Here is a 22143-nt window from a genome sequence, read left to right as displayed (position 1 = left end):
AAAATATTTTCAGTTCTACTTTATTAAAGGTCTAGTTTCATAGATAAAATAAAATTTTTCCTTCTTGAATGATTTAGATAAGTGAATTTTATTCCTTTAGAAAGCTAATACTAAAAGTTGCAAATTCTCAAAAGAATTTATTAATTAATAATTAAAATAATATTTTAAACTTTAAAAAAACTTCCTTTGATTTTTAAGTTTTCTGATATGGCTGATATAGAATTTAAAGCCCTCTTAATATTCTTTTGTATTAAATTACCTTCAAATTCAACATAAAAATAGTAATTCCATATTTTTTCTTTTAATGGTCTCGAGTATATCATTGTTAAATTAATATTATTTTTATAGAATACCTTTAACACATTGTATAAGGAACCAGGTTTATGTTTTACTATGAAGAACACCATTGTTTTATCTCCATTTTTCTTCATTTTGCTAGAAATTATAATAAATCTTGTAATATTAATTCCATCCTGTACATTTTTCTGAAGAATTTTTAATTTATAAATTTTTGCAGCATATGAAGAACATAGGGCTGCTCCTTCTTTATCTTTTGAAGCTAAAAGAGCTGCTTTAGACGTACTTTCAACTTGAATAATTTCTTTTGCATCAATTTTTAATAATATATCTTTAGCTTCCTGTATAGCATAATAATTAGAATAAATTCTTTTGATTTCTTTAAAATCTTTTATATTTTTATTTGACGCGATTACAATATTGATATTTAATTCTTTTTCATAGTTTACATAAACATTATCATATTTAAATAGATTATCTAGTGTTTCATTAATTGGCCCTTCTCTACTATTCTCTATAGGAACAATACCTTTCGAGTTATTTTTGCTTACTTCATAAAATACTTCTGAAATTGTCTGTTTTGATATCTTTTTCCCTTTTAAAATTAAGGAAGCCTCATGAGTATAACTGCCTAATGGTCCCAAATAATAAATTCCATTTCCCACACCAAATTAACTTGTGTACAAGAAGTAAATAAATTTTATTGAGATAAATCTATATTAAATATTTTTGATTTTTAGCATTATATTGCTTATTTAAATTTAATTAATTTATGGTTATTAATTGCAATTATTTTTGTGTTTATTTGCTAGTTGTAAATTTAAAGGTATTTGCTTTATACTTACAATTTACCATTTTTGTTTTACAGATAGTTTTACAGATAAAAATTTGAATTAAATTATGTTTGCAAATTAATTATAACGAAATAAATCATTTTTTAAGAAATAGTAATCAAATTTTATTTATGCAAAATTATGATATGTAAGTGCATCTTTGAATTTATATAAATTTATTTATGCTATTGATTTAAATTTTATTTTAATTAAGCTTTATGATTAAAGTTCTAAATAATTTTTATAAAAACAATTTATTTTTAAAGAATATTTGAAAAAGTTTATATAGGAGTGACTTCAATAAAGTAGTGGGCATTATTAATAGTTACCTAAAATGGGCCTTCAGTATAATAAAAAAATTTGATTTAAAATCGGTTTTATGTAAATATAATTCTTTTAAAGGTGAAATCCTTGATATGTAAAAGAAATCATAAAGGTTTTCTTTACTTAGAAGACGGTACAATAATTGAAGGTTGTGGATTTGGTTCAAAAGCTTTTAGCTATGGAGAAGTAGTTTTTACTACTTCTATGTATGGATATCCAGAATTGCTTACAGATCCATCATATAAGGGGCAAATTCTAATTATAGCCTATCCACTAGTTGGAAATTATGGAATTCCTAGGATGAACATCTCAAAAAATGGAATTATTGAAAACTTTGAATCAGAAAGAATACAAATAAATGGTTTAGTGGTTTCTGAAGAAACTGAAGGAAACAAATGGAACTCTCATTTATCTCTACATGAATGGTTATTACAAAATGGTATACCAGGTATAAGCAATATCGATACTAGATCATTGATAAAGAAAATAAGGTCAAGAGGAGTTATAGAAGGTATAATTTTATCTGGAATTGAAATAGAAAATATAAGTAGTTTTAAATATGATGAAATAGACTTTACTAGCTTTACATCGCCTAAAAATGTAATAGTTCATGAAGGAGAATACGATGAATCCATTGTAATAGTAGATTGTGGAATAAAACATGGCATAATAAAGGGAATTTACGATACATTTCTTTATAATATAATAAGGGTACCTTGCAAATCTAATGTAAATGATATTATAAAATTCGATCCAAAAGGTGTTGTATTTGGTAATGGGCCTGGGAATCCTAATTTACTAAAAGAAGTTATAGATACTTATAATTTTGTATTAGAGTACAAAATACCAATTTTAGGAATTTGTTTAGGGCATCAAATAGGTACTTTAGCCCTAGGAGGTAAAATAAATAAGATGAAGTTTGGTCATAGAGCTGTTAACAAACCTGTTATAGATGTTATAACAGGTAATAGTTATATTACAACTCATAATCATGGATATGGTATATTATCAGCAAAAGATATGCCGAAAAATGCTAAACTATGGTTTGTTGATCCTGATGATTCAACTGTTGAAGGTTGGATAAATGAAGAAAAGAGGATATTGTCTGTTCAATTTCACCCAGAAGCAAGACCAGGGCCTTTAGATACAACATGGATATTTAGAAAATTTAAAAAAATTATTCAAAAAGGTGGTTGAATTATGAAAAATGAAAATATTAAAAAAATATTGATAATAGGTTCAGGACCAATAAAAATAGCTGAGGCTGCGGAATTTGATTATTCAGGATCGCAGGCATTAAAAGCAATAAGGGAAGAAAATATTGAGACAGTATTGGTAAGCCCTAACGTAGCAACCATACAAACCTCATATAAAATGGCAGATAAAATATACATGATCCCATTATTATCTGATTATATAGAAAAAGTTATTGAAAAGGAAAGACCTGATGGAATAATGATAGGTTTCGGAGGGCAAACTGCATTAAATGCAGGAATAGATTTGTGGAATAATAAAGTTATACAAAAATATGGAATAAAAGTATTAGGAACACCAATAGATGGTATAAAGAAGGCTTTGAGTAGAGAAAAATTTAGAGAAACCATGATTGAATCAAATATACAGATACCTCCAAGTTATTCAGCAAATAACGAGGCTGATGCTATAGAAAAAGCAAAGCAATTAGGCTATCCTATAATGATAAGGGTCAGTTATAATTTAGGGGGTAGAGGTTCTGGAGTTGTTTGGAACGAAGATGAATTAAAGAATAATTTAAAAAAGGCATTTTCTCAAAGTTATATTAATGAAATATTGTTAGAGAAGTATCTTCATCATTACAAGGAACTCGAATACGAAGTTATGAGAGATTCTTATGGAAATAAAGCGGTTGTAGCTTGCATAGAGAATTTGGATCCTATGGGTATACATACTGGAGAAAGTGTGGTAATTTCACCATGCCAAACTATTGATAATTATGAGTATCAAATTATGAGAAATTTGTCAATGAAGGTAGCAGATTCTATAGAATTGATAGGAGAAAGTAATGTGCAATTTGCTTTAAATCCAAATAGTTATGAAATTTATGTTATTGAAACAAATCCAAGGATGTCTAGGTCTTCGGCTTTAGCGAGTAAGGTAACTGGATATCCATTAGCTTATGTTGCAGCAAAGCTTGCATTGGGTTATAAATTATATGAAGTTATAAATAAAATAACTGGTATAACAACTTCTTGTTTCGAGCCGAGCTTAGATTATGTAGCAATAAAAATGCCTAGATGGGATTTACAAAAGTTTGAAAAGGTTGATACTGCAATAAATACTGAAATGAAAAGTATAGGAGAAGTTATGAGCATAGGGAGGAATTTTGAAGAAGCATTCCAAAAAGCAATCAGAATGCTAGATCTTGATCAAGAATTGGTTGATAATAAAGTTTATAATTCATCTATGAGTAAAGATGAAGCTTTAGAAAGATTAAGAAGAAAAAAAGACTATTGGTTTCTTTATATTTCAAAAGCAATTAGAGAAGGAGCATCTGATGAAGAGATATACGATGTTACAGGTATAGATTTATTTTATATAAAGAAGATTAGAAATATTGTTAATTTTTATGAAAGTATGAAAAGAATGAAGGTTGAAGAATTAAATAAGGATATATTAGAAGAGGCGAAAAGGTTAGGATTTAGTGATAAACTAATAGCTAAGGCATTAAATGTTAATGAAGAATACATAAGAAAAATAAGGCATGAATATAATATAATTCCTAAAATTAAACAAATAGATACAGTTGCTGGAGAATGGCCTGCAGTAACTAATTATATGTATGTTACGTATAATGGAAGTGAAGATGATGTAGATTTTTCTGATGATAAGAGCATATTGATTTTGGGTTCAGGTGTATTTAGGATAGGTGTATCCGTAGAGTTTGATTGGGGTACAGTTTCTTTAATTGATGCATTGAAAAATTACTATAAAAATGTATATGTGTTAAACTACAATCCGGAAACTGTTTCAACAGATTGGGATGTAGCAAAGCATCTGTTTTTTGATGAAATAAGCGTAGAAAAAGTTTTGGATTTATCATATAAAACAAAAACAAAAAAAGTAGTTGTTTTTTCATCTGGTCAAATAGGGAATAATATAGCAAAAGAATTGGAAGAAAAAGGTTTATTAATTTATGGAACTTCGGGCCATAGTATAGATATAGCTGAGAATAGGGAGAAGTTTTCTTTTATTTTAGATAAACTAGGTATAAAGCAACCTCCATGGATTTCTGCAAATAATCTAAATGAAGTAATTAAATTTATCGATAAGATTGGATATCCGGTATTAATTAGACCAAGTTATGTTCTTAGCGGTGCGAGCATGAAGGTTGCATATAACTATGATGAATTGATAAAATATATAAATTCTGCAACTAAAATATCCCCAAAATATCCTGTTATAATATCCAAATATTTTGATAATGCTATTGAAGCTGAAATAGATGCTGTTTCAGACTCAAAGGGGGTAATTGGTGTTTTAAATGAACACATAGAGGAAGCAGGTATACATAGTGGGGACTCTACTATGGTAATCCCTAATAGGAAATTGAATGATAATATAGTAAACGAAATGGGCAAAATATCTTTAATGCTTTCTAATGAGTTAAAAATAAAAGGTCCATTTAATTTACAATTTGTAATAAAAAATTCTACTCCATATGTTATAGAATTAAACTTAAGGCAAAGTAGATCTTTTCCATTTTCTAGTAAAGCAATTAATATGAACTTAATAGATTTAAGCGTAAAAGCTATTGAAGAAGGATTAAATTTTGATGGTTTTAAAATAATTAAGCCTAGATATTACGCAGTTAAATCCCCCCAATTTTCATGGTCTCAATTAAAAGGAGCATATCCTAGCCTAGGTGTTGAAATGAAAAGCACCGGAGAATCAGCAGGATTTGGAATTACATTTTATGATGCTTTATTGAAGAGCTGGTTATCAGTTTCGCCAAATAGATTACCTAGGATAGATAAATCAATACTAATATATGGAACAAATAATTACAGAGATTTAAAAGAAGCAAGTAAAACATTAGAAGAAATAGGCTATAATATATATACAATTGATAACTTTGATGTCTATGGAAAACAATTAAATTTAAAAGAAGCAGAAGGGTTGATATTAAATAAAAGAATAGACTTGGTAATTTCTGATGGATATTTGATTAATAATGATTATGCTATAAGGAGAAACGCGGCCGATTTAAATATACCTATTATTCTTAATGGTAAATTAGCTAAAGAAATTTCTATTGCATTTAAAGAAAATTACATATCATTTTATGAAAATAGAGAATATGATAAAACATTTTATTAAATTTGCTAGTTTTAGTCAATTGGTTCTCTTGCAACAACCCTAACAGGCGATCCGTCTCCGTTTTTAATTTTAAGCGGAAAGCAAAAAGTTTCAACTATTTTTTCAATAAGAGGTTTAAGATTTGTAAGATTTTCAATTATTAATATGTTATTTTTTAATAAAACATCATGAACAGGTGATCCATTTCTAAGACCGCTTTTTACTGAAGGATCAGGTGAAATTGTATCTGTACCAACTATTCTAATTTTAAATTTAGTTAATAGATTTGCCGCTTCTGGCAAAATATAGGGATACTTCCAAGTATAACTATCTTCTCCCCAAAGATCCTCCCAACCAGTTCTAATAAAAACAAAATCTACCTTTTCTAATAATTTAGAATAACTTTTTATATCTTCATATGTAATGGGTTCTAGCTCACTTTTTGGTATATTTAATATTGCAGCAAGTCCTGCGAAAAATTCTGGAGGATATAGATCAATTGTTAATCCATTATCAATAAAGTGATATTGAGCATCTATATGAGTTCCTGAATGCGAGTTAATCGTAATATTTGTAATCTTTGAGCCAGTTACATTAGTTACATGTTCAATTTTTAATGGTAGATGCCCATAGCCTTCTTTTATGCCTTCTTCATATACATGGCTTATATCGTACCATTTATATTTCATAAGCCTCACCTTTTCTTATTATATTTATTAAAATTATTATAGTCCTTTCATGAAATTTTATCAATTACCTATAGAATTAGATTTTTAACTTTTTGCTATAAAACCAATAGTAAATTATGATCATTTGTTAATTATTCAATTTACCTCAAAATCATTGTTAACTGGGGAGTTGACAATCTATAAGATTACAAAAGATTATTATTCGTCTCAATATTATAGCATTTTATAACGAGGCCTTTATATAACGATTTGTTTAAAAAATAAGTGGGTAAGGATTTATGGTAATATTTATATCAATTAGGTTTTACTACAATTTTTGAATAAATTCTTTCGAAACTTATTAAAATTTAGTTGATTGATGGTTTCCAATTGTTAAATAATTCTTTTAATAGATCTTTAAAATATAATTTATAACTGGAAAATTTAAATCCTCAATTTAAAATATTGTTCTTTACTGATTCATATCTTGTTTAATGTAATTAATAGTAATCTTATAAAAATTAAAATAAAATTTAGATTTAAAATTATTTACAAAAAGTCTGAGCAATATCTTTAGCTATTTTGTTTTCTACCTCAAAGTTCCATAGCATTTCTGGTATATCTACAAACATGAATAATTCTGATAACAGAAGAGTTTCAACTGCTGTAACTGCTAAATTTTGGATCCATTTACCAATACCTATCCTTATGATTATGTTATTAGGATCCCCAGAAATTAAAATATTTAAGGATCTTTCAGCTGCAATAATATCTCTTAAAAATCCCCCTTTTTGAGCTTGAATTAACACTCCATGTGGAGATTCTTTAGATGCTTGAGTTTTAAACCCCTGTGAAGTCAAATAGTCAATAATACTTTGCTTTAATGAAGATATATCTATATTCTTCTCGAAACAACTAATAACTTTTTCTGATACCATATTGTTCATCAATATTATTTCATTTTCCTCGGTTAAATACTTACCTGATTCAAATAATGTTTTACATAACAAAATGGTATAAAGTCTATTTTTCATTTCTTTTACTATTGTTAACCCCCCAGTTAACAATTGCCATATTTACATAACAAAATAATATATTTTTACATTAATGGTATCTGACTATTGCATATCATTAAAACGTTCACTGATGTAAAAGCTAAAAATTTTTAAATCGAACTTTATTTATAAAGAAACTAATATTTTAATAAATTAAAATTAATATAAATATTTAAAATAAAAGAAATTTGTTACTAATTATTAAATCTTTATTAAGTGTTATAATATATTATATATTATTTTTAATAATTTTGCTAATAAAAGTTTATATGCTGTTAAATAATGATAACGAAAAACCATTATCAAATCGTTTTGAATATGTTAATTTTATAATAAAATATAAAATATATAATAGTAAAAAATAACAAGCATATGGGTGTTTAAAATGCAAATTAATGAATATGACAGAGGAAAAATAAATTCTGCTAGTAATTTGGGTTTAGTAGGATCAATATTTATTATACTAGGTCTTATTTTAAATTTTTTGTCGTCCTTCGTAGGAATAGCTCTTTCACTTATTGGATATATTTTAATTCTTGTTTCTCTTTATGAGCTTTCTCAAGCTTATAAAAACAATTTAATATTTGATAATGCAATAAAGGGATTAATTGCGGCCATAGTAGGATCAATATTGTTAGCAATAATTGCAGTTACATTTATTGTAGCAATTTTTACAAGCGGTTTTTCTCCTACTACATTAAGTTTGGGTCTTCCTTTAGTTATTATTATATTAATACTTGCATATGCTATATTGATAATCTATGGTTATTATATAAAGGAATCTTATTTTCAGTTATCTAAATCGTCAGGCATAAAAAGATTTGAAAGTGTTGGAAAGTTATATTGGTATGGTACGTTATTAGCTATAATAGTTATTGGAATTATCGTAATTATAATTGGAGACATTTATGCTATATTAGCATTTCATGAATTAAGTGTTGTTAGCAATACGCCTATAACAACGAATACAAATCAATAAACAATGTTATTTGTTCAAATTTTTACTAAAATTTAAAAGAAAGTATTTCTCTAAATTTATATTTATCATCATAGTAAACAACTACTTCAGAATTTTCTGTATTTATTATGGCAAAATGCTTACAACTTTGGGAGCTATCAACTCTTAAATATTTGGTACCATATGGGAATTCATAGAAGGAATAGCAGGGTTTCATATGACCATTTAAATAAAGCTTAGGTCTTAGTTCTTTAATAAAATTCAACATGGCTTTGTTATATATGTCTTCAATCATGCCCGGGTAAACTTCTGGTAAAAATGGAGGTTGATGTGAAATAAATATATCAAGGTTATTTGTATATTTTTTGATATCCCTAATTATTTTATTCAAATAGCTTTCAATAATATTTTCTTCTTTAATATTTTTCCATGAAAAAGATACTTTTTCTTCGAGCAATCCATTGATACCTGAAATGCTAATATTGTTTAGCTTAATGACTTTTCCATCCTTAATTGAATAATCTTTAATAATATTGAAGTTTTCATGATTTCCGTAAATTGTTATGAGCTTAACCTTACTGCTGATTATCGAAAAATCCTTTGGGGTTACATCCTTATCCCAATCTCCTGCAGATAATAATACATCTGGTTTTATTTTGTCAATTAATTTATTTAACCATATCATTGCATAAGACTCATCAACTCCTTTATATATCTTTAAATTCATATGAATGTCACTTACAAATAATAAATGCAAATTATTTCCCCTCCAAAATTTATATTAAAGAAACTTATTATTTTTAAATAATGCATATCTAATAATAAAAATTGTTTAATTTGGTAAGATTTATTCTTTTTTAATGGTTAAAAGAAAATTGAAAGGCCATTAAGGGTAATGTAGAAACACATAAATTTATAAACCTTAATAAAATGATTCCATATATTTTTCATGATATCTAGCGATTATTTTTTAAAATTTATTAAGAATTTTCCCACTGTAAATTTATAATAAAATTTAAAATTTCTTTTCTGTAAAATTAACTGGGGGTATAACTTGAGCGTATCATATCACAACCTCATTAATTCTTCCCTTGAAAAAATATTAGCTAATTCTGATAATTTTATAAAATATACAAAAAAGATATTTATTATTCTTTCTATTATAATACAATAAGCATAATGCCACTTCATTTAATAAAGCCTATTACAGCTTATGCTCAAAGCATAAGTAATGAAAGCTTCATAAACTCCTGTACAAACATAACAGCTCCTGGATATTACATTTTAAACAATAGTATACAGGGTATACAGGGAAAAGGATATTGTATTGGGATTTTCTCAAATAATGTCATTCTTAATGGCCAAGAAAATTCTTTAAGTATGAGCTTTGTTAATGGAACAGGAATATACATAAGTCCAATCTCTCATAATATTATAATAGAAAATATGTCATTATCAGACTTTAATATAGGAATATCAGCAAATGGACATAATATCACTATAGAAAATATAAAAGGTCTATTTGATGGGGTAGTAATTAGTATCAATAACAGTAAAATAAACGTTGAAAACGCCTTTTTACTAGATAATTTCATATACGGAATAAATGCAACAGGAAATAATATATTAATTAATAATTCAAACATAATAGATAGCGGTTCAGGCCTTTATATTAATGGCAGTAATGTAAGATTAGATTATATAAAATTAACTAATGGAGGGGTATACTTAACCCCAAATTCTAAAAACTTTTCAATAAATAGCGTATCTGTTAATGACAGACCATTAGTTTACCTTAACTATACTTCAAACGTTTTGATAAGTAATGCCGGAGAAGTTATAGCGTTTAATTCAAGAAACTTATACATAAAAAAATTCTAACTTAAGTAATGCAACAATAGGTGCATTGCTTTACAATGTTAATAATTCCTTTATAAGCAATATAATAACCAATAACGAATACCTTTATTCAATAAACTTAAGGGGTGATAATGATACAGTATCAGGAATTATAGAATTTTCAAAATCTAATATGGGAAATATTTACATAACTGGCAATTACAATACAATAGAAAATATTTTGATAAAGTATAATAATCAAGGCGGTTTTTATATAAATGACAACTATGAAATAAGTGATAACGACACAATACAAGGTGTTTTTATTGTTGATAACCTATATGGGGTATTTGGAGCTTTCATAAATGACTCATCAATTAATTCTGTTGCAGTAATAAATGATAGCTCAGGAACATTTTCTGAAAATGGTGTTGGTTTTGTTATTGGAGGGAATCACAATATTTTAGAAAATTTAACAGCAAAGGATAATGGATACGGAATGTCTTTAGGAGGAATTGATAACATATTAACCGATTCTATAATTGAAAACAACAGTCATTATGGTCTAATTCTTAGCCATTCACAAGGTGATTTAATTTACAACAACATATTTAATAATACAAACAATTTAGATATTATATTGTCATGAGCTTATTTTAACATCTCTCTTCATCAAGGTATAAACATTTTAGGAGGTAACGTTATAGGTGGAAATGCTTGGCTTTCTCCCAATGGAAATGGATTTTCTCAAACTTGCTCTCCTATGCCTTCATTGCCAGATATATGCAGTAAATCCTATATTATAGGAGTTAATTCAACGGATTATTATCCTCTAAAATATCCTCAAGAAATTAACTATACTACAACAAGCATTACTACTACAACAACCACTTCTTTACCAACAACAAGTTCTAGTTCAACTACATCTACATCACAAATTACGACCACTTCCTCTACATTAACACCTACACAAACAAGCAATATTTCTACAAGCAGTTCAACTGCTCCGTTAATTTCGCACAAATCTTCAATAATGACAATAGTAATAGCTGTTGTTGTAGCTGTTGTGGTTATAGCTGCGGCTGTTATTATAATAAGAAGGAGTTAAATTAAATATTATAATTTTTAAAACAATTTATATTATAATATTTATTTATATACTACTTAAATCTTTATATCTAATTTATAACCTTATCTTATTATAAATAGAAGAGGGTGGCATTTATTGTTAAAGAAGATAAGAATTAAAAATTTTAAGAGCCTCAAAGATCTCGAACTAAACCTGGGTAAAATTAATGTAATTGTTGGCCCCAATGGAGCTGGTAAAAGTAATTTAGTTGATGCATTTATTTTATTAAAAGAATTAGTTAAGCCCAGCTCTTATCCTTTATATCCTTTCAGAAGATGGGGTGGATATAACAATGCTGTTTATATGAATGATGAAAGGCTTAATATTGAACTAAAGCTAGAAGCTGATTATTATTATTATGGTATTTCCGTTAATGGTTCAAATGGTTTGCAGGTTCTAGAAGAAGAACTCAAATATGGTAATCACAAGCTAGTTAAAAAAGGTGGAGATATAAGTGTTGATGATAAGCAAGGCAAAATAAATCCATCAATGAGTATCTTTCACCTTTTTGTATCTCCTTGGCCTGATTTTTCTTTCACCTTATTTGCTTCGCCTGTGCAAATTCCTCAAGATCTCATTAGTAATTTTCTGATTAAATTTGGCAATGATATTGCTGTACTAAGAATAAATCCTCAAGCAGCTTTAAGCCCTGTACCAACAAATTATCCTCCTAATGTTTTAAGGGAAGATGGCTTTGGTCTTGCAAATATTATTTTACCATACTTAAGTAATCTTCCAAAGCAGATAACTGAAATGCTTGAAGAGCTAAACTTAAAACTAAGAATTGAAGCCACACTTGAAGGAAATTTAGTGCTTAATATGATAGAAAGTATTAATAATAGAGAAGTCTTTTTGCACTCTTCAGCGATACCATGGGGAGTAGTGAAGATGCTAACAATAATTTCAACTATAGAAATATTAAAACCTTCACTAGTTATTATTGATGAAATTGAAAATTCGCTTCATTTGAACTTTATTGAGAGATTAATAGATGAATTAAAATATTCTCAAACAACACAAGCTATAGTAACTACTCATTCTCCTATGGTAATAGATCTAGTTGAACCATCGGATGTAGTAATGCTTCATAAAAAATCGGGTGAAAGCGTTGCTGAACGTTTTGAGAATTCAGAACAAATCAAAAAGAAATTAGCAGAAGAAGGATTAACCTTAAGCGAGCATATTTTTTATTCATATTATTTTTAATCATAATGGTGATTTTGATGCAATTAAAAATAGCATTAATAACTGAAGATACATATTCACCGGACTTCATAAGAATATTAATAAAGAGAGAAGACTTCCCGATTAATAATCATAAAATTAATATATGCAAAGGAGAGCACACAAGAGGAGGAATAGTTAAACCTTGCTGGGATAAAATAAGAAGAGTTTTATCAAAGGATCTTTTTGAAAAATGTGATAGAGTTATAATTTTTGTTGATGCCGATGGCTATGATAGAAACGAGATTAAGATGAGAGTTATAGATCATATAAAGAATTCAAAATGGCTAGGGCCTCAAGTTGAAAAATATATTAGTGACAAAAAACTTTCGATAATTGTATTTAGCGAAGAAATAGAAGAGTGGATAGTGCCTGGAACTCCTAAACCATCGGAGTATCTTAAGAAAACAAAAAATTACGATAAAAGACAGCTTCCAGAAATGGCTAATGAGGTAAATTTTTCTAAATTAAAATCTGTTGAGAGTTTCAACGAGTTTATTGAAGCTATTCAATAAAAAATAAAAACAATTAAAACTCTTATTTATCTTTTAACTAATTCTCTACGTACACTAATATCAAGCTAATTTAAAAAAGTACTTGGGAATTAAAATTATTTATATACTAATATTTAGAAAAAAATCATACGGGTTTGAAACAACTTTATTTACAAATCCATAGGAACGTTCAAAGCACGATATTTTATAACCTTCTTTTGCAATTTTTAATTACTTGTTTTTGTTAATGCTTATTTAATAGTCCCACAAAGCACTAATAGTTTATTTTAGGAATTTCCTATGCTTTATCATTGCTATGCTTAAAATGATGTTATTTATTTTATAGAAATTATGAATTCAAATCTGGAAGGAGCAAGGTTATTAATCTCCTTTTCTAAAACATAATTCTTAACAAATGTTATAATCATTTATAATATAAAGTTATGTCATTAAGAACAGAAAGTTCATCTTGAGTATTTGTGTTATTGTTATAAAATATTATATAGTATTTTCCGGGAGGTAGTTTAACAAATAATCCAAACCCTTTGCTATTTCCTGAAGACCAAACATAATCCTTTGATTTTACAAATTCAGTAAAATTTTTTATTAATAATTCATATTGATTTTGATTAAAGATATTGCATATCACATTATTAGATGATATATAAGACCCTGTTACATATGCATATTTGCTTGAATTTGGTATTGTGAAGTTTATGAGAAGAACATCTCCATAGTTTAAAGGCCAATTTACTATTAATTTGGAACTAAATAGAGTAACTTTATGAAACTGGTTGCTAAAATAATAATATATTCCACCCATAGCAATTATACCAATTATTGTAATTGCTGCATAAAATATTATATTTCTGCTTATTTTATTAGTTTTGTTGTTTTTTTCCAACCATAGGCTCAACCTATTACAAGATTTACTTTTTAGCATTATAAATTTTTGTTATTGGCTAAAAATACGGTAGGCATAAATATAAAATTTAATTTATAATTGACAGATCAAATTTAATAAAATATTTTAACATAAGATGAATAGTTTTAAAAGTCTCTAATTATACAAATAACATTGTTATATCTCATGTATAAACGTAATGAATGCTAATCTCAAACTTTATTAATATTTTGATATTATTTCTTGTCTATGTTATTGCACCCCTTAGTAAGCTACCTTCTCATTTGTGTTACTTGAGCTATTACATTGTTTGTGTTTTATTATTTCAAACTTAATTATAAGTATTGTATAAGAGCACTATTATATCTCAAAATTAATAATTTAATACAAGTTTATTCACTAGAACGAACTAAAAAAGCTTTCTTTTTTATTCAAATTTGCTAATTTCAAAGATTATTGAAACTTAGTAATCAGAATTATATATATTGTAAAAACTTAACTATATGTTTTATATTGCTAAATTAATATTAAAATATCATTATTCCTTGCTGTTTTAATTTGTTCAATTCTTTATCAGTTAATGCTATTGTATAATCTTCAGTACCCAATTTTAAAGAAATAATATTATAATTTGTAAAACCAATCCTCTTCTTGCTTATGTATTTTACTGAACCTATTTTCTGCCAGCTTTCTACTTTGCTGCATGCTTGATTAGGATTTGTAAATGAGTTCCTTCTATACCTTCTAACAACAGCTAAAACTGCTGCTACTATAGCTACAAAGGCAAAAGATAATGCTGCTTCATAGGGAGGATTGTTTATTGCTTTTGTGTTTGATGTGAACCATACTAAAACACCAAAATAAACTATGATAATTATAAGCCTTAATAAAATTGTCCACATTGGTCTTTGGTATCTTAAATTTTTTATAGGTATGCTCAATACGGAAACGTCATCTATTGGTCTAAGTCTTATTATCTTTGCTTCCTTTGTTTCCCTACGAATTGCTGCTATTATTCCATAAGAGCCATCATTACACACATAGATCAATTTAAACCCTATATTTTATCTGATTTTGTATTTAATAAGTTTATTCAGTATTGTTAATTTAAGTAAATGATAAATTACCATGTTGTACTTACATTCCAGTTTGATATATAAATAGGAACATCATTTTTTATAGCTAATAAAATGCTGTAATTATAATACTTATCATACTTGTTTACGGCATAAGATAAAGCGTAAATGGTAATGTTTAAGCTTTTAATATATTCAGTCCTTGAGATTATTTCGCTTACATTGCTTACAAACTTTACCTCATTAATACCAGAAACTTCTGTGCCGTAGTCTTCATATAATACAAAATTTATGTATTTTGAAACATTTGACAAAATAAAGAAGCCCCTGTTGATTCCAATTATTATGTTAGGGTACATTTTCCTGATTCCAATTATTATATTTATCATTCCCTGGCTTAAATTATAAATTTCTGCATCATCAACATCGTCAAATAAAACTCCCTGAAAACCCTCTTTCAATGAGTAGTTTACTTCGCATATTATGTATCTTTCCCAAATAGGGCTTGATACGTTAACTACTGTTTGGTTCCATTGAGAATCATAGCCGATAGCTATTTGAGAAACGTTAACTGTGCAATTTCCTAAAGAAGAGTTATCAAATTCACCTAGATCAATATAAGCTATCTTAATTGCTTTTATTTTATTTAAAAGTGAAGAATTGAATGCCCAGGGTTCTAATATGACCAGTTTGTATTTGTTTAGGAAATTTATAACGCTGGAGTTAACACTATCTCCATAATATACTGCAAACTGATTTGTTAGCGAAGAATTCTTTATGCTAATCTTATAAAAATTATTTTGAAATCTCATTAATATTAATAGAAGCGCTATAGCGATTATAACTAACGTAAAGATTACCTTTTTTGTTCTCATAATTTTCCCACATAAATTTATATTAAAATAAAATATAAATTTATATTAAAATAATTAAGAATAATTTTATTATGAAGCATTTTCAAGTATTATTGAATAGCCTTGCCCTCCTCCAACGCATAGGGTTGCTACACCATATTTTGCATTTTTCTCCTTTAGAATTCTAGCTAATGTACCCACAATTCTTGCTCCCGTTGCCCCTAGTGGATGGCCTATAGATATTCCTCCTCCATGTATATTTACCTTGTTTATATCTATCCCTAATTTCTTGACGGCATTTAACACAACAACCGCAAATGCTTCATTAATTTCCCAATAATCTATGTCTTCAACATTCATCTTAGCCTTTTCTAATGCCTTTTTTGTTGCTGGCACAGGCCCTTCTCCCATTATGCTGGGATCAACCGCTGCCCAGCCTATAGATATTATTTTGGCCATTGGCTTTAATCCATATTCATTCATAGTCTTTTCATTCATGAGCATTGTTAAAGATGCCCCTGCATTTAATGGTGATGAATTACCAGCTGTTATGACTCCGTCAGGCTTAAATGCTGGTGGTAGCTTTTTGAGCTGTTCTAAAGTCGTATCTGGCCTTATGCTTTGGTCAGTATCAACTGTTATCATTTTTCCTTTACTTTCTACTTGAATAGGTAAGATTTCACCTTTGAACCATCCATTCTTTAAAGCTTCTGAAGCTAATTTATGGCTCCTTAGAGCGAATTCATCCATTTCATCTCTCGTTATTTTATTTATTTCAGCCAGCTTCTCAGCTGTTAAACCCATGCTGTACCCGATGTTTAGTTGATATTTAGCATATTCAGGTTTAAAGAGAAGTTTATGGTTTATCTCAATATGTGGGTTGTCAGACATAGGTATATGCGTCATGTGTTCCATTCCACCAGCTAAAGCAATTTTAGAATTGCCTGTCATTATTTCCATTGCTCCAATAGCTATTGCATTCATCGAAGAAGCGCACTGCCTATCAATTGCCATGCTAGGAACTTCAACTGGTAGTCCCGCCAAAAAGACCGGATGCCTTCCTCCATATAGCCAGTTTTCACCTACTTGCAAAGCACAGCCTGTTATTACATCACCAATATCATGAGGGTTTATGTTATTCCTCTTAACAACTTCTTTTATAAGCATTCCAAGAGCATCATCCATCCTTATCGTATTGAAAACATCTCTATCAGGCTCTTTAGGCCTGCTCCTTGAAAAGGCAGTCCTCAAGAAATCGACTAGATAAACTTCTTCCATTATATATCACCTTCCTTTAAATTCTGGCTTTTTCTTCTGAAGGAATGACATAATTCCTTCCTTTAAATCTTCAGTAGAGAACAAAACTCCCATTGCAAATGATTCCATTTCTAAACCAACATCTATTGGTACTTGTGATCCCTTGTTTAGAAGCCTCTTTGCCATTGCAACAGCTACTGGTGCTGAGTTTTGCGCTATCGATTTAGCAAATTCCATAACTTCTTCATCAGGGTTCTTATATAATTTATTTAATATGCCCATTGAGTAGGCCTCTTTTCCTGTAATCCTTTGACCTGTTACTATTAATTCCATTGCCTTTCCCAAGCCAACAATCCTTGATAGCCTTTGCGAGCCTCCCCATCCTGGGACTAAGCCTAAGGTAATTTCTGGGAATCCTATTTGCACATCTTCTGTTCCAACTCTTAAATCGCATGCTAATGATAACTCAAAACCACCTCCCAATGCATAGCCTTTCATAACTGCTATTGTTAACTTTGGCATTTCAGAAAGCAGTTGGAATACCCTTTCCCCTTTTCTAGAATTTTCTAAGAACTGGAAACTGCTTCCTACAAATTCATTTAAATCAGCCCCAGCTGATAATACATTTCCTTCACCTGTTATTATAATAACGTTTACTTCGGGGTCATTCCAAAGATATTTAATTGCTTTTTCCAATTCATCCAAAAGCTCTCCGCTTATCAAATTATACTTTGGCCTATTTAATATGATCTTAGCAACTTTACTTTCATACTTTTCAACCTTTATTGTATTAAATTGCTGAGCTGAAAGAACCTTCTCTTCTTTTATCTTTGCTTCTTCTTTTACTTTCTTCTCTTCTACACCTTTTACCTTCAATCTGCCTTCTATAGCATCCCTTAATAATCCGTTTTTAATTGATTCAGCTGGCTCAAAGACATCGCAATTGAATTTGCTCGCAAGCTCTTCAAGCTTTGACTTAATTTCCATGCTGGTAAAGCTCTTCGCTACAGATATTGGTCCATAGGGTCTATTCATTCCATATTTTACGCCATTTTCTATATCTTCTGGTGTTGCGATTCCTTGCTCAATTAGTTTAACTGCCTCATTAATTTCCAAAGCTAATACATCCATCATTGATACTTTGTCTGTTGCTTTTTTGACATCTATAAAGGGCCTACCTTTAGACCAATCATAAAACCCTTTTCCGGTTTTCATTCCTAACATCTTATTATTATAGAGTTCTTTAATTGTATTACATTTTCCGTAACATGGATTTAAAGTTTTTGCAAAGTATTCTAGAGAATCATAAACTACATCTATACCAACGTAATCCATCAATTCATAGGGCCCCATTGGTAGACCTTGGGATTTAAAGTATGCATCTATTTCTTCTTGCGTTGCAACTTTATGGTCTATATATAAACAGAAAAGCAAGCTTTCTGGAGCATTAATTCTATTAACAACAAAACCAGGTGTATCTTTCATTACCTTTAATGGATATTTACCTATCTTTTTAACTACATCAACGAGGATTTCCATAACTTCGTCTGATGTATATTCAGCTTTAATTACTTCAACTAATTTCATCAATACAGGTGGATTAAAGAAGTGAAGTCCAGCTACCCTATCTTTATATTTTAAATCCTTGGCTATATCTGTTATTCTAATATTTGATGTATTGCTTGCTATAATAGTTTCTCTTTTAACAAATTTTTCTGCTTCAGCAAATATTTTCTTTTTTAAATCAAGGTTTTCAGGCACTGCTTCAATTACTAAATCAGCATCTTTTACAGCATTTTCTATAGTTGTGTATGTGCTTATTCTAGACATAACCTCATCAGATGTTTTACCGAAAAGCTGTCCTTTTTGCTCTAGTTTAACCAGGGATTCCTTAATTTTCTTTAAAGCCTTATTCAATATTTCATCAGATATATCTTCCATTTTAACGTTGTATCCGTATATTGCAAAAACTTCTGCAATTCCTTGTCCCATGGTTCCTGATCCTAAAACTGCTACGTTTTTTATTTCCATAAATTTCACCTTTGATTTTATTTTTCCCAAGAAACAATATAAATATTCAGAAAGATGGCATTCATATAGTTCCTAAATGAAAAGTTTATAATTGTACATGGTTTGTTATTGATTAAGATAATTAATAATTGTTTAACATTTTTTTGATCAAATAAAATTTATAAATGAAATTAGAAGATTCTTTTAGAAATAGATATTAATATCTAAAATTAATTAAAGCTGGGGTATGATTAGGAATCCGGGACCTGAACCCTAGAGGGTAATGTAGGAAAACGCTGCATGACCCCGGTGTTTAATATGAGGTTTGCCTTAGTTACTGGAGGAGATAGAGGGATAGGAAGAGCAATAGCATTAAGACTTTCTTCCCAAAATATTTTTACAATAATAAGTTATAGGAAAAGAGAAGACGAGGCAAAGTCAACATTAGATTTGATAAAATCGAGAAATGGTAAAGGTGATATGATAAAAGCAGATATATCAAATAAAGAAGATGTAGAAAAGATGGCAGATTACATAAGGGATAAATATGGAGGAATTGATATATTAGTTAATAATGCAGGGGTTGGTTTTTCCTCTAAATTTGCTGATTTAACTTATGATTCATGGTTTAAGCAAATACAGACAAATTTAACGGGAAGCTTTTATGTTACAAAACTGTTAATTGATAATATGATGAATAAGAAATGGGGAAGAATAATTTTCATAAGCAGCATAGCAGGAATTTATGGCGCTGAGTATTTAACTGCTTACAGTGCAGCAAAAGCCGGTTTGATAGGTTTAGCGAAGTCATTAGCGATAGAAATGGCAAAATATAATATAACTGTAAACGTTGTTGCTCCAGGTTTTATTGAAACTAAGCTAGGAAAAAGCTATTTTGAATGGCTTGATTCAATTGGATATAAAGACTCTGAAAAGAATTACCTTTCTTTCATACCAAGCAATAGATTAGCAAGTGAAGATGAGGTTTCATCTTTAGTATCATTTTTGGCAAGCGAAGAAGCTAGCGGAATAACTGGGCAAGTAATAACAGTTGATGCAGGGGCATCTTTAACGCCTGGAAGTGTATATAAGAGAGAATGAATAAAAATTAATTCCATTGATATAGAGAATTGTCAGATGTTTATTTTATATTATCTCTCAGCCCTATTCGATAAAACATACTTCATTTGATTGTCAATGTTCTTAATTTATTTTTGGAGCAAACTTTAAAAACATTATACCTTAAAAAGATTAGGTTGTTGTTTATTTTCTCTCAAATAGTATTTAAATCGTTTAAACAAAATTTTTATATGAAGGACCGATTTCTAAAAGAAATTTCGAAAGTTTCTATATTATTAGATGTTAAAAGTTATGAAAGTAAGAGTTTAATTCTAATAAACGGGAAATTAATATAATATAAAGCATATTGTTTTGCCTTAATTGATAATAAATTGAATTCTATAACATAACAGTAAGTTAATAAATAAATTTAAAAACGCATTAATATTTATTTTATCAAAAAATTTCTTAGGCTTGATTAAACATTAATTAATTTTCTCTTATAAATATGAATTGGGTGGAATTGGTTTTCGACATATTTGATATATATGCAATGAGATACGATCAATGGTATGACAAGCATAGAATTATTTATGAATACGAATTAAATGCTGTTAAAAGTGCTAAGGATAGAACTTATAGGCCATCATTAGAAATAGGAGTAGGTAGTGGGAGATTTGCTAAACCTTTAAATATTGATTTAGGAATTGATCCTTCAGAATCATTACTTAAAATAGCCAAAGGTAGAGGAGTGAATGTAATAAGAAGCGTTGGAGAAAGTTTACCTTTTTCTAACAATAAATTTAATACTATTTATATATTGATAACGATCTGCTTTTTAGATGATCCTATAAAAACTCTTAAAGAAGGCAATAGAATTTTAAAAAATAAAGGAAATATAATAATAGGTTTTGTACCCAAAGAAAGCAAGTGGGGAAATTACTATGGGATTCTTAAAGAAAAAGGAAACCCTTTTTATAAATATGCTACTTTCTATACATATAGGGAAATATTAGATATGTTAGAAGAAACAGGTTTTAATTATAATGAAATATATTCTACTTTATTTCAAAATCCAGATAAGGAAGAGACTATTGATTTTGTAGAAAAAGGTTATTACAAAGATGCTGGATTTGTTGTTATAAAGGCTACAAAATCATAAAATTCTAAATAATTAAGATTTAATTAAGTAAAGGTTTTTTATTTATCCATTCTGACAGCCCTATATTAAAAATTGAAGATCTTACTCTATGAGATTTAGGGGAATTGAGTTAGAAGTGAATTATAATAGTTTTATTTGATGTTATCTAAGGAAGTGATTATCTTTATTCCCATACTGTTTGCCATAGCTATTACTTGATCTTGATATTTATCATGTATAAATGGAGTAATAACAATTATTTGATTTACTTTAACTCCGTTTTTCTTCTCATAAAGCTCTGTCTTCTTTTTTATTATTGGCAGATCACTCCTCTTCAACGATGACATTATTTCTATTATCATAGTATTTCCGTCTTTAATTACAATATCTATTTCGATTTCTGAGGGCTCATTATATACATATCCTTCTCTGTCATATATTATTTCATTTTTAATTTCCCAGCCAATATCTTTTAAGATTTCATATATGCCGTTTCTAAATGAACTTTCTGACATGATTCCCCATCTAGCACCTATAGCATTTATAATGTTTTCCAATTTAGATATATCATCCTTAGTAGCAAACTGCTTAGCCTCTTCCTTTGTAACCAATTTAGATATATCATCCTTAGTAGCAAACTGCTTAGCCTCTTCCTTTGTAACCAATTTAGATATATCATCCTTAGT

Annotated in this window: 20 protein-coding genes; 10 read left to right on the top strand and 10 right to left on the bottom strand. The window is 28.4% G+C overall.

The window, feature by feature from the left end:
• Positions 1–164 precede the first annotated feature (164 nt).
• Positions 165–962, bottom strand: a complete 798-nt coding sequence (locus ACP5GV_RS00280; RefSeq protein ID WP_428101652.1) for a prephenate dehydratase — start codon at positions 960–962, stop codon at positions 165–167.
• A 579-nt stretch (positions 963–1541) separates the two neighbouring features.
• Here ACP5GV_RS00280 and carA point away from each other — a divergent pair.
• Complete coding sequence (carA, locus tag ACP5GV_RS00275; RefSeq protein WP_428101650.1) at positions 1542–2651, top strand: glutamine-hydrolyzing carbamoyl-phosphate synthase small subunit; 1110 nt, start codon at positions 1542–1544, stop codon at positions 2649–2651.
• A 3-nt stretch (positions 2652–2654) separates the two neighbouring features.
• The gene (gene carB / locus ACP5GV_RS00270; protein ID WP_428101647.1) at positions 2655–5810 is read left to right on the top strand and encodes a carbamoyl-phosphate synthase (glutamine-hydrolyzing) large subunit; all 3156 of its coding nucleotides are present in this window, start codon (positions 2655–2657) and stop codon (positions 5808–5810) included.
• Between the two features lie 11 nt (positions 5811–5821).
• Here the strand turns inward: carB and ACP5GV_RS00265 are convergent, their stop codons facing one another.
• Positions 5822–6478, bottom strand: coding sequence for a cyclase family protein (locus ACP5GV_RS00265; protein WP_428101645.1), 657 nt, complete (start codon positions 6476–6478; stop codon positions 5822–5824).
• 524 nt (positions 6479–7002) lie between these two features.
• Positions 7003–7491: a hypothetical protein gene (locus ACP5GV_RS00260; protein WP_428101643.1), complete on the bottom strand. Its 489-nt coding sequence runs from the start codon at positions 7489–7491 to the stop codon at positions 7003–7005.
• 406 nt (positions 7492–7897) lie between these two features.
• Here ACP5GV_RS00260 and ACP5GV_RS00255 point away from each other — a divergent pair, with 406 nt between their 5' ends.
• Positions 7898–8491 carry a DUF996 domain-containing protein gene (locus tag ACP5GV_RS00255; protein WP_428101641.1) on the top strand — a complete coding sequence of 198 codons (594 nt, stop codon included), beginning with the start codon at positions 7898–7900 and terminating at the stop codon, positions 8489–8491.
• Between the two features lie 25 nt (positions 8492–8516).
• Here the strand turns inward: ACP5GV_RS00255 and ACP5GV_RS00250 are convergent, their stop codons facing one another.
• The gene (locus tag ACP5GV_RS00250; RefSeq protein ID WP_428101639.1) at positions 8517–9227 is read right to left on the bottom strand and encodes a metallophosphoesterase family protein; all 711 of its coding nucleotides are present in this window, start codon (positions 9225–9227) and stop codon (positions 8517–8519) included.
• A 422-nt stretch (positions 9228–9649) separates the two neighbouring features.
• Between ACP5GV_RS00250 and ACP5GV_RS00245 the strand changes: the two genes are divergently transcribed.
• The 5 genes from ACP5GV_RS00245 (at position 9650) to ACP5GV_RS00225 (ending at position 13177) form a co-directional block, all read left to right on the top strand.
• Entirely contained in the window at positions 9650–10351 is a 702-nt protein-coding gene (locus ACP5GV_RS00245; RefSeq protein ID WP_428101637.1) for a hypothetical protein, read from the top strand.
• Positions 10352–10376: 25 nt separating this feature from the next.
• Positions 10377–10958: a NosD domain-containing protein gene (locus ACP5GV_RS00240; protein ID WP_428101635.1), complete on the top strand. Its 582-nt coding sequence runs from the start codon at positions 10377–10379 to the stop codon at positions 10956–10958.
• Between the two features lie 123 nt (positions 10959–11081).
• Positions 11082–11417 carry a hypothetical protein gene (locus tag ACP5GV_RS00235; RefSeq protein WP_428101633.1) on the top strand — a complete coding sequence of 112 codons (336 nt, stop codon included), beginning with the start codon at positions 11082–11084 and terminating at the stop codon, positions 11415–11417.
• A gap of 117 nt (positions 11418–11534) precedes the next feature.
• Positions 11535–12644 (top strand): AAA family ATPase, encoded by a 1110-nt coding sequence (locus tag ACP5GV_RS00230; RefSeq protein WP_428101631.1) that lies wholly within the window; start codon positions 11535–11537, stop codon positions 12642–12644.
• Between the two features lie 17 nt (positions 12645–12661).
• Complete coding sequence (locus ACP5GV_RS00225) at positions 12662–13177, top strand: hypothetical protein (RefSeq protein ID WP_428101629.1); 516 nt, start codon at positions 12662–12664, stop codon at positions 13175–13177.
• Positions 13178–13580: 403 nt separating this feature from the next.
• On the opposite strand, the gene ACP5GV_RS00220 is transcribed toward ACP5GV_RS00225, so the two are convergent.
• The 5 genes from ACP5GV_RS00220 to ACP5GV_RS00200 all read right to left on the bottom strand — a co-directional run bounded on the left by ACP5GV_RS00220 (position 13581) and on the right by ACP5GV_RS00200 (position 19278).
• The gene (locus ACP5GV_RS00220) at positions 13581–14072 is read right to left on the bottom strand and encodes a hypothetical protein (protein ID WP_428101626.1); all 492 of its coding nucleotides are present in this window, start codon (positions 14070–14072) and stop codon (positions 13581–13583) included.
• Between the two features lie 515 nt (positions 14073–14587).
• Positions 14588–15109 carry a hypothetical protein gene (locus tag ACP5GV_RS00215; RefSeq protein ID WP_428101623.1) on the bottom strand — a complete coding sequence of 174 codons (522 nt, stop codon included), beginning with the start codon at positions 15107–15109 and terminating at the stop codon, positions 14588–14590.
• A 74-nt stretch (positions 15110–15183) separates the two neighbouring features.
• Entirely contained in the window at positions 15184–16011 is an 828-nt protein-coding gene (locus ACP5GV_RS00210) for a hypothetical protein (RefSeq protein WP_428101620.1), read from the bottom strand.
• A gap of 69 nt (positions 16012–16080) precedes the next feature.
• Positions 16081–17268 (bottom strand): acetyl-CoA C-acetyltransferase, encoded by a 1188-nt coding sequence (locus ACP5GV_RS00205; RefSeq protein WP_292320037.1) that lies wholly within the window; start codon positions 17266–17268, stop codon positions 16081–16083.
• 6 nt (positions 17269–17274) lie between these two features.
• The gene (locus ACP5GV_RS00200) at positions 17275–19278 is read right to left on the bottom strand and encodes a 3-hydroxyacyl-CoA dehydrogenase/enoyl-CoA hydratase family protein (RefSeq protein WP_428101617.1); all 2004 of its coding nucleotides are present in this window, start codon (positions 19276–19278) and stop codon (positions 17275–17277) included.
• A 297-nt stretch (positions 19279–19575) separates the two neighbouring features.
• On the opposite strand from ACP5GV_RS00200, the gene ACP5GV_RS00195 reads away from it, so the two are divergent.
• Together ACP5GV_RS00195 and ACP5GV_RS00190 are read left to right on the top strand one after the other, a co-directional pair.
• Positions 19576–20358: an SDR family NAD(P)-dependent oxidoreductase gene (locus ACP5GV_RS00195; protein ID WP_292320033.1), complete on the top strand. Its 783-nt coding sequence runs from the start codon at positions 19576–19578 to the stop codon at positions 20356–20358.
• A gap of 481 nt (positions 20359–20839) precedes the next feature.
• Complete coding sequence (locus ACP5GV_RS00190) at positions 20840–21478, top strand: class I SAM-dependent methyltransferase (protein WP_428101615.1); 639 nt, start codon at positions 20840–20842, stop codon at positions 21476–21478.
• A gap of 131 nt (positions 21479–21609) precedes the next feature.
• On the opposite strand, the gene ACP5GV_RS00185 is transcribed toward ACP5GV_RS00190, so the two are convergent.
• Positions 21610–22143, bottom strand: a 534-nt coding sequence (locus ACP5GV_RS00185) for a PD-(D/E)XK nuclease family protein (RefSeq protein WP_428101613.1), incomplete at its 5' end; no start/stop codon positions are given.

This window comes from Caldisphaera sp. (genome assembly GCF_049974385.1).
GTDB lineage: Archaea > Thermoproteota > Thermoprotei_A > Sulfolobales > Acidilobaceae > Caldisphaera.
Note: the sequence above shows the minus strand (reverse complement) of the source record. Positions and strands in the feature narration are given on the sequence as shown.

Coding starts and splice junctions, on each gene's coding strand:
- ACP5GV_RS00245 (WP_428101637.1), top strand. CDS start 9,650: ATGCCACTTCATTTAATAAAGCCTATTACAGCTTATGCTCAAAGCATA.
- ACP5GV_RS00255 (WP_428101641.1), top strand. CDS start 7,898: ATGCAAATTAATGAATATGACAGAGGAAAAATAAATTCTGCTAGTAAT.
- ACP5GV_RS00265 (WP_428101645.1), bottom strand. CDS start 6,478: ATGAAATATAAATGGTACGATATAAGCCATGTATATGAAGAAGGCATA.
- ACP5GV_RS00200 (WP_428101617.1), bottom strand. CDS start 19,278: ATGGAAATAAAAAACGTAGCAGTTTTAGGATCAGGAACCATGGGACAA.
- ACP5GV_RS00205 (WP_292320037.1), bottom strand. CDS start 17,268: ATGGAAGAAGTTTATCTAGTCGATTTCTTGAGGACTGCCTTTTCAAGG.
- ACP5GV_RS00225 (WP_428101629.1), top strand. CDS start 12,662: ATGCAATTAAAAATAGCATTAATAACTGAAGATACATATTCACCGGAC.
- ACP5GV_RS00210 (WP_428101620.1), bottom strand. CDS start 16,011: ATGAGAACAAAAAAGGTAATCTTTACGTTAGTTATAATCGCTATAGCG.
- ACP5GV_RS00195 (WP_292320033.1), top strand. CDS start 19,576: ATGAGGTTTGCCTTAGTTACTGGAGGAGATAGAGGGATAGGAAGAGCA.
- ACP5GV_RS00260 (WP_428101643.1), bottom strand. CDS start 7,491: ATGAAAAATAGACTTTATACCATTTTGTTATGTAAAACATTATTTGAA.
- carB (WP_428101647.1), top strand. CDS start 2,655: ATGAAAAATGAAAATATTAAAAAAATATTGATAATAGGTTCAGGACCA.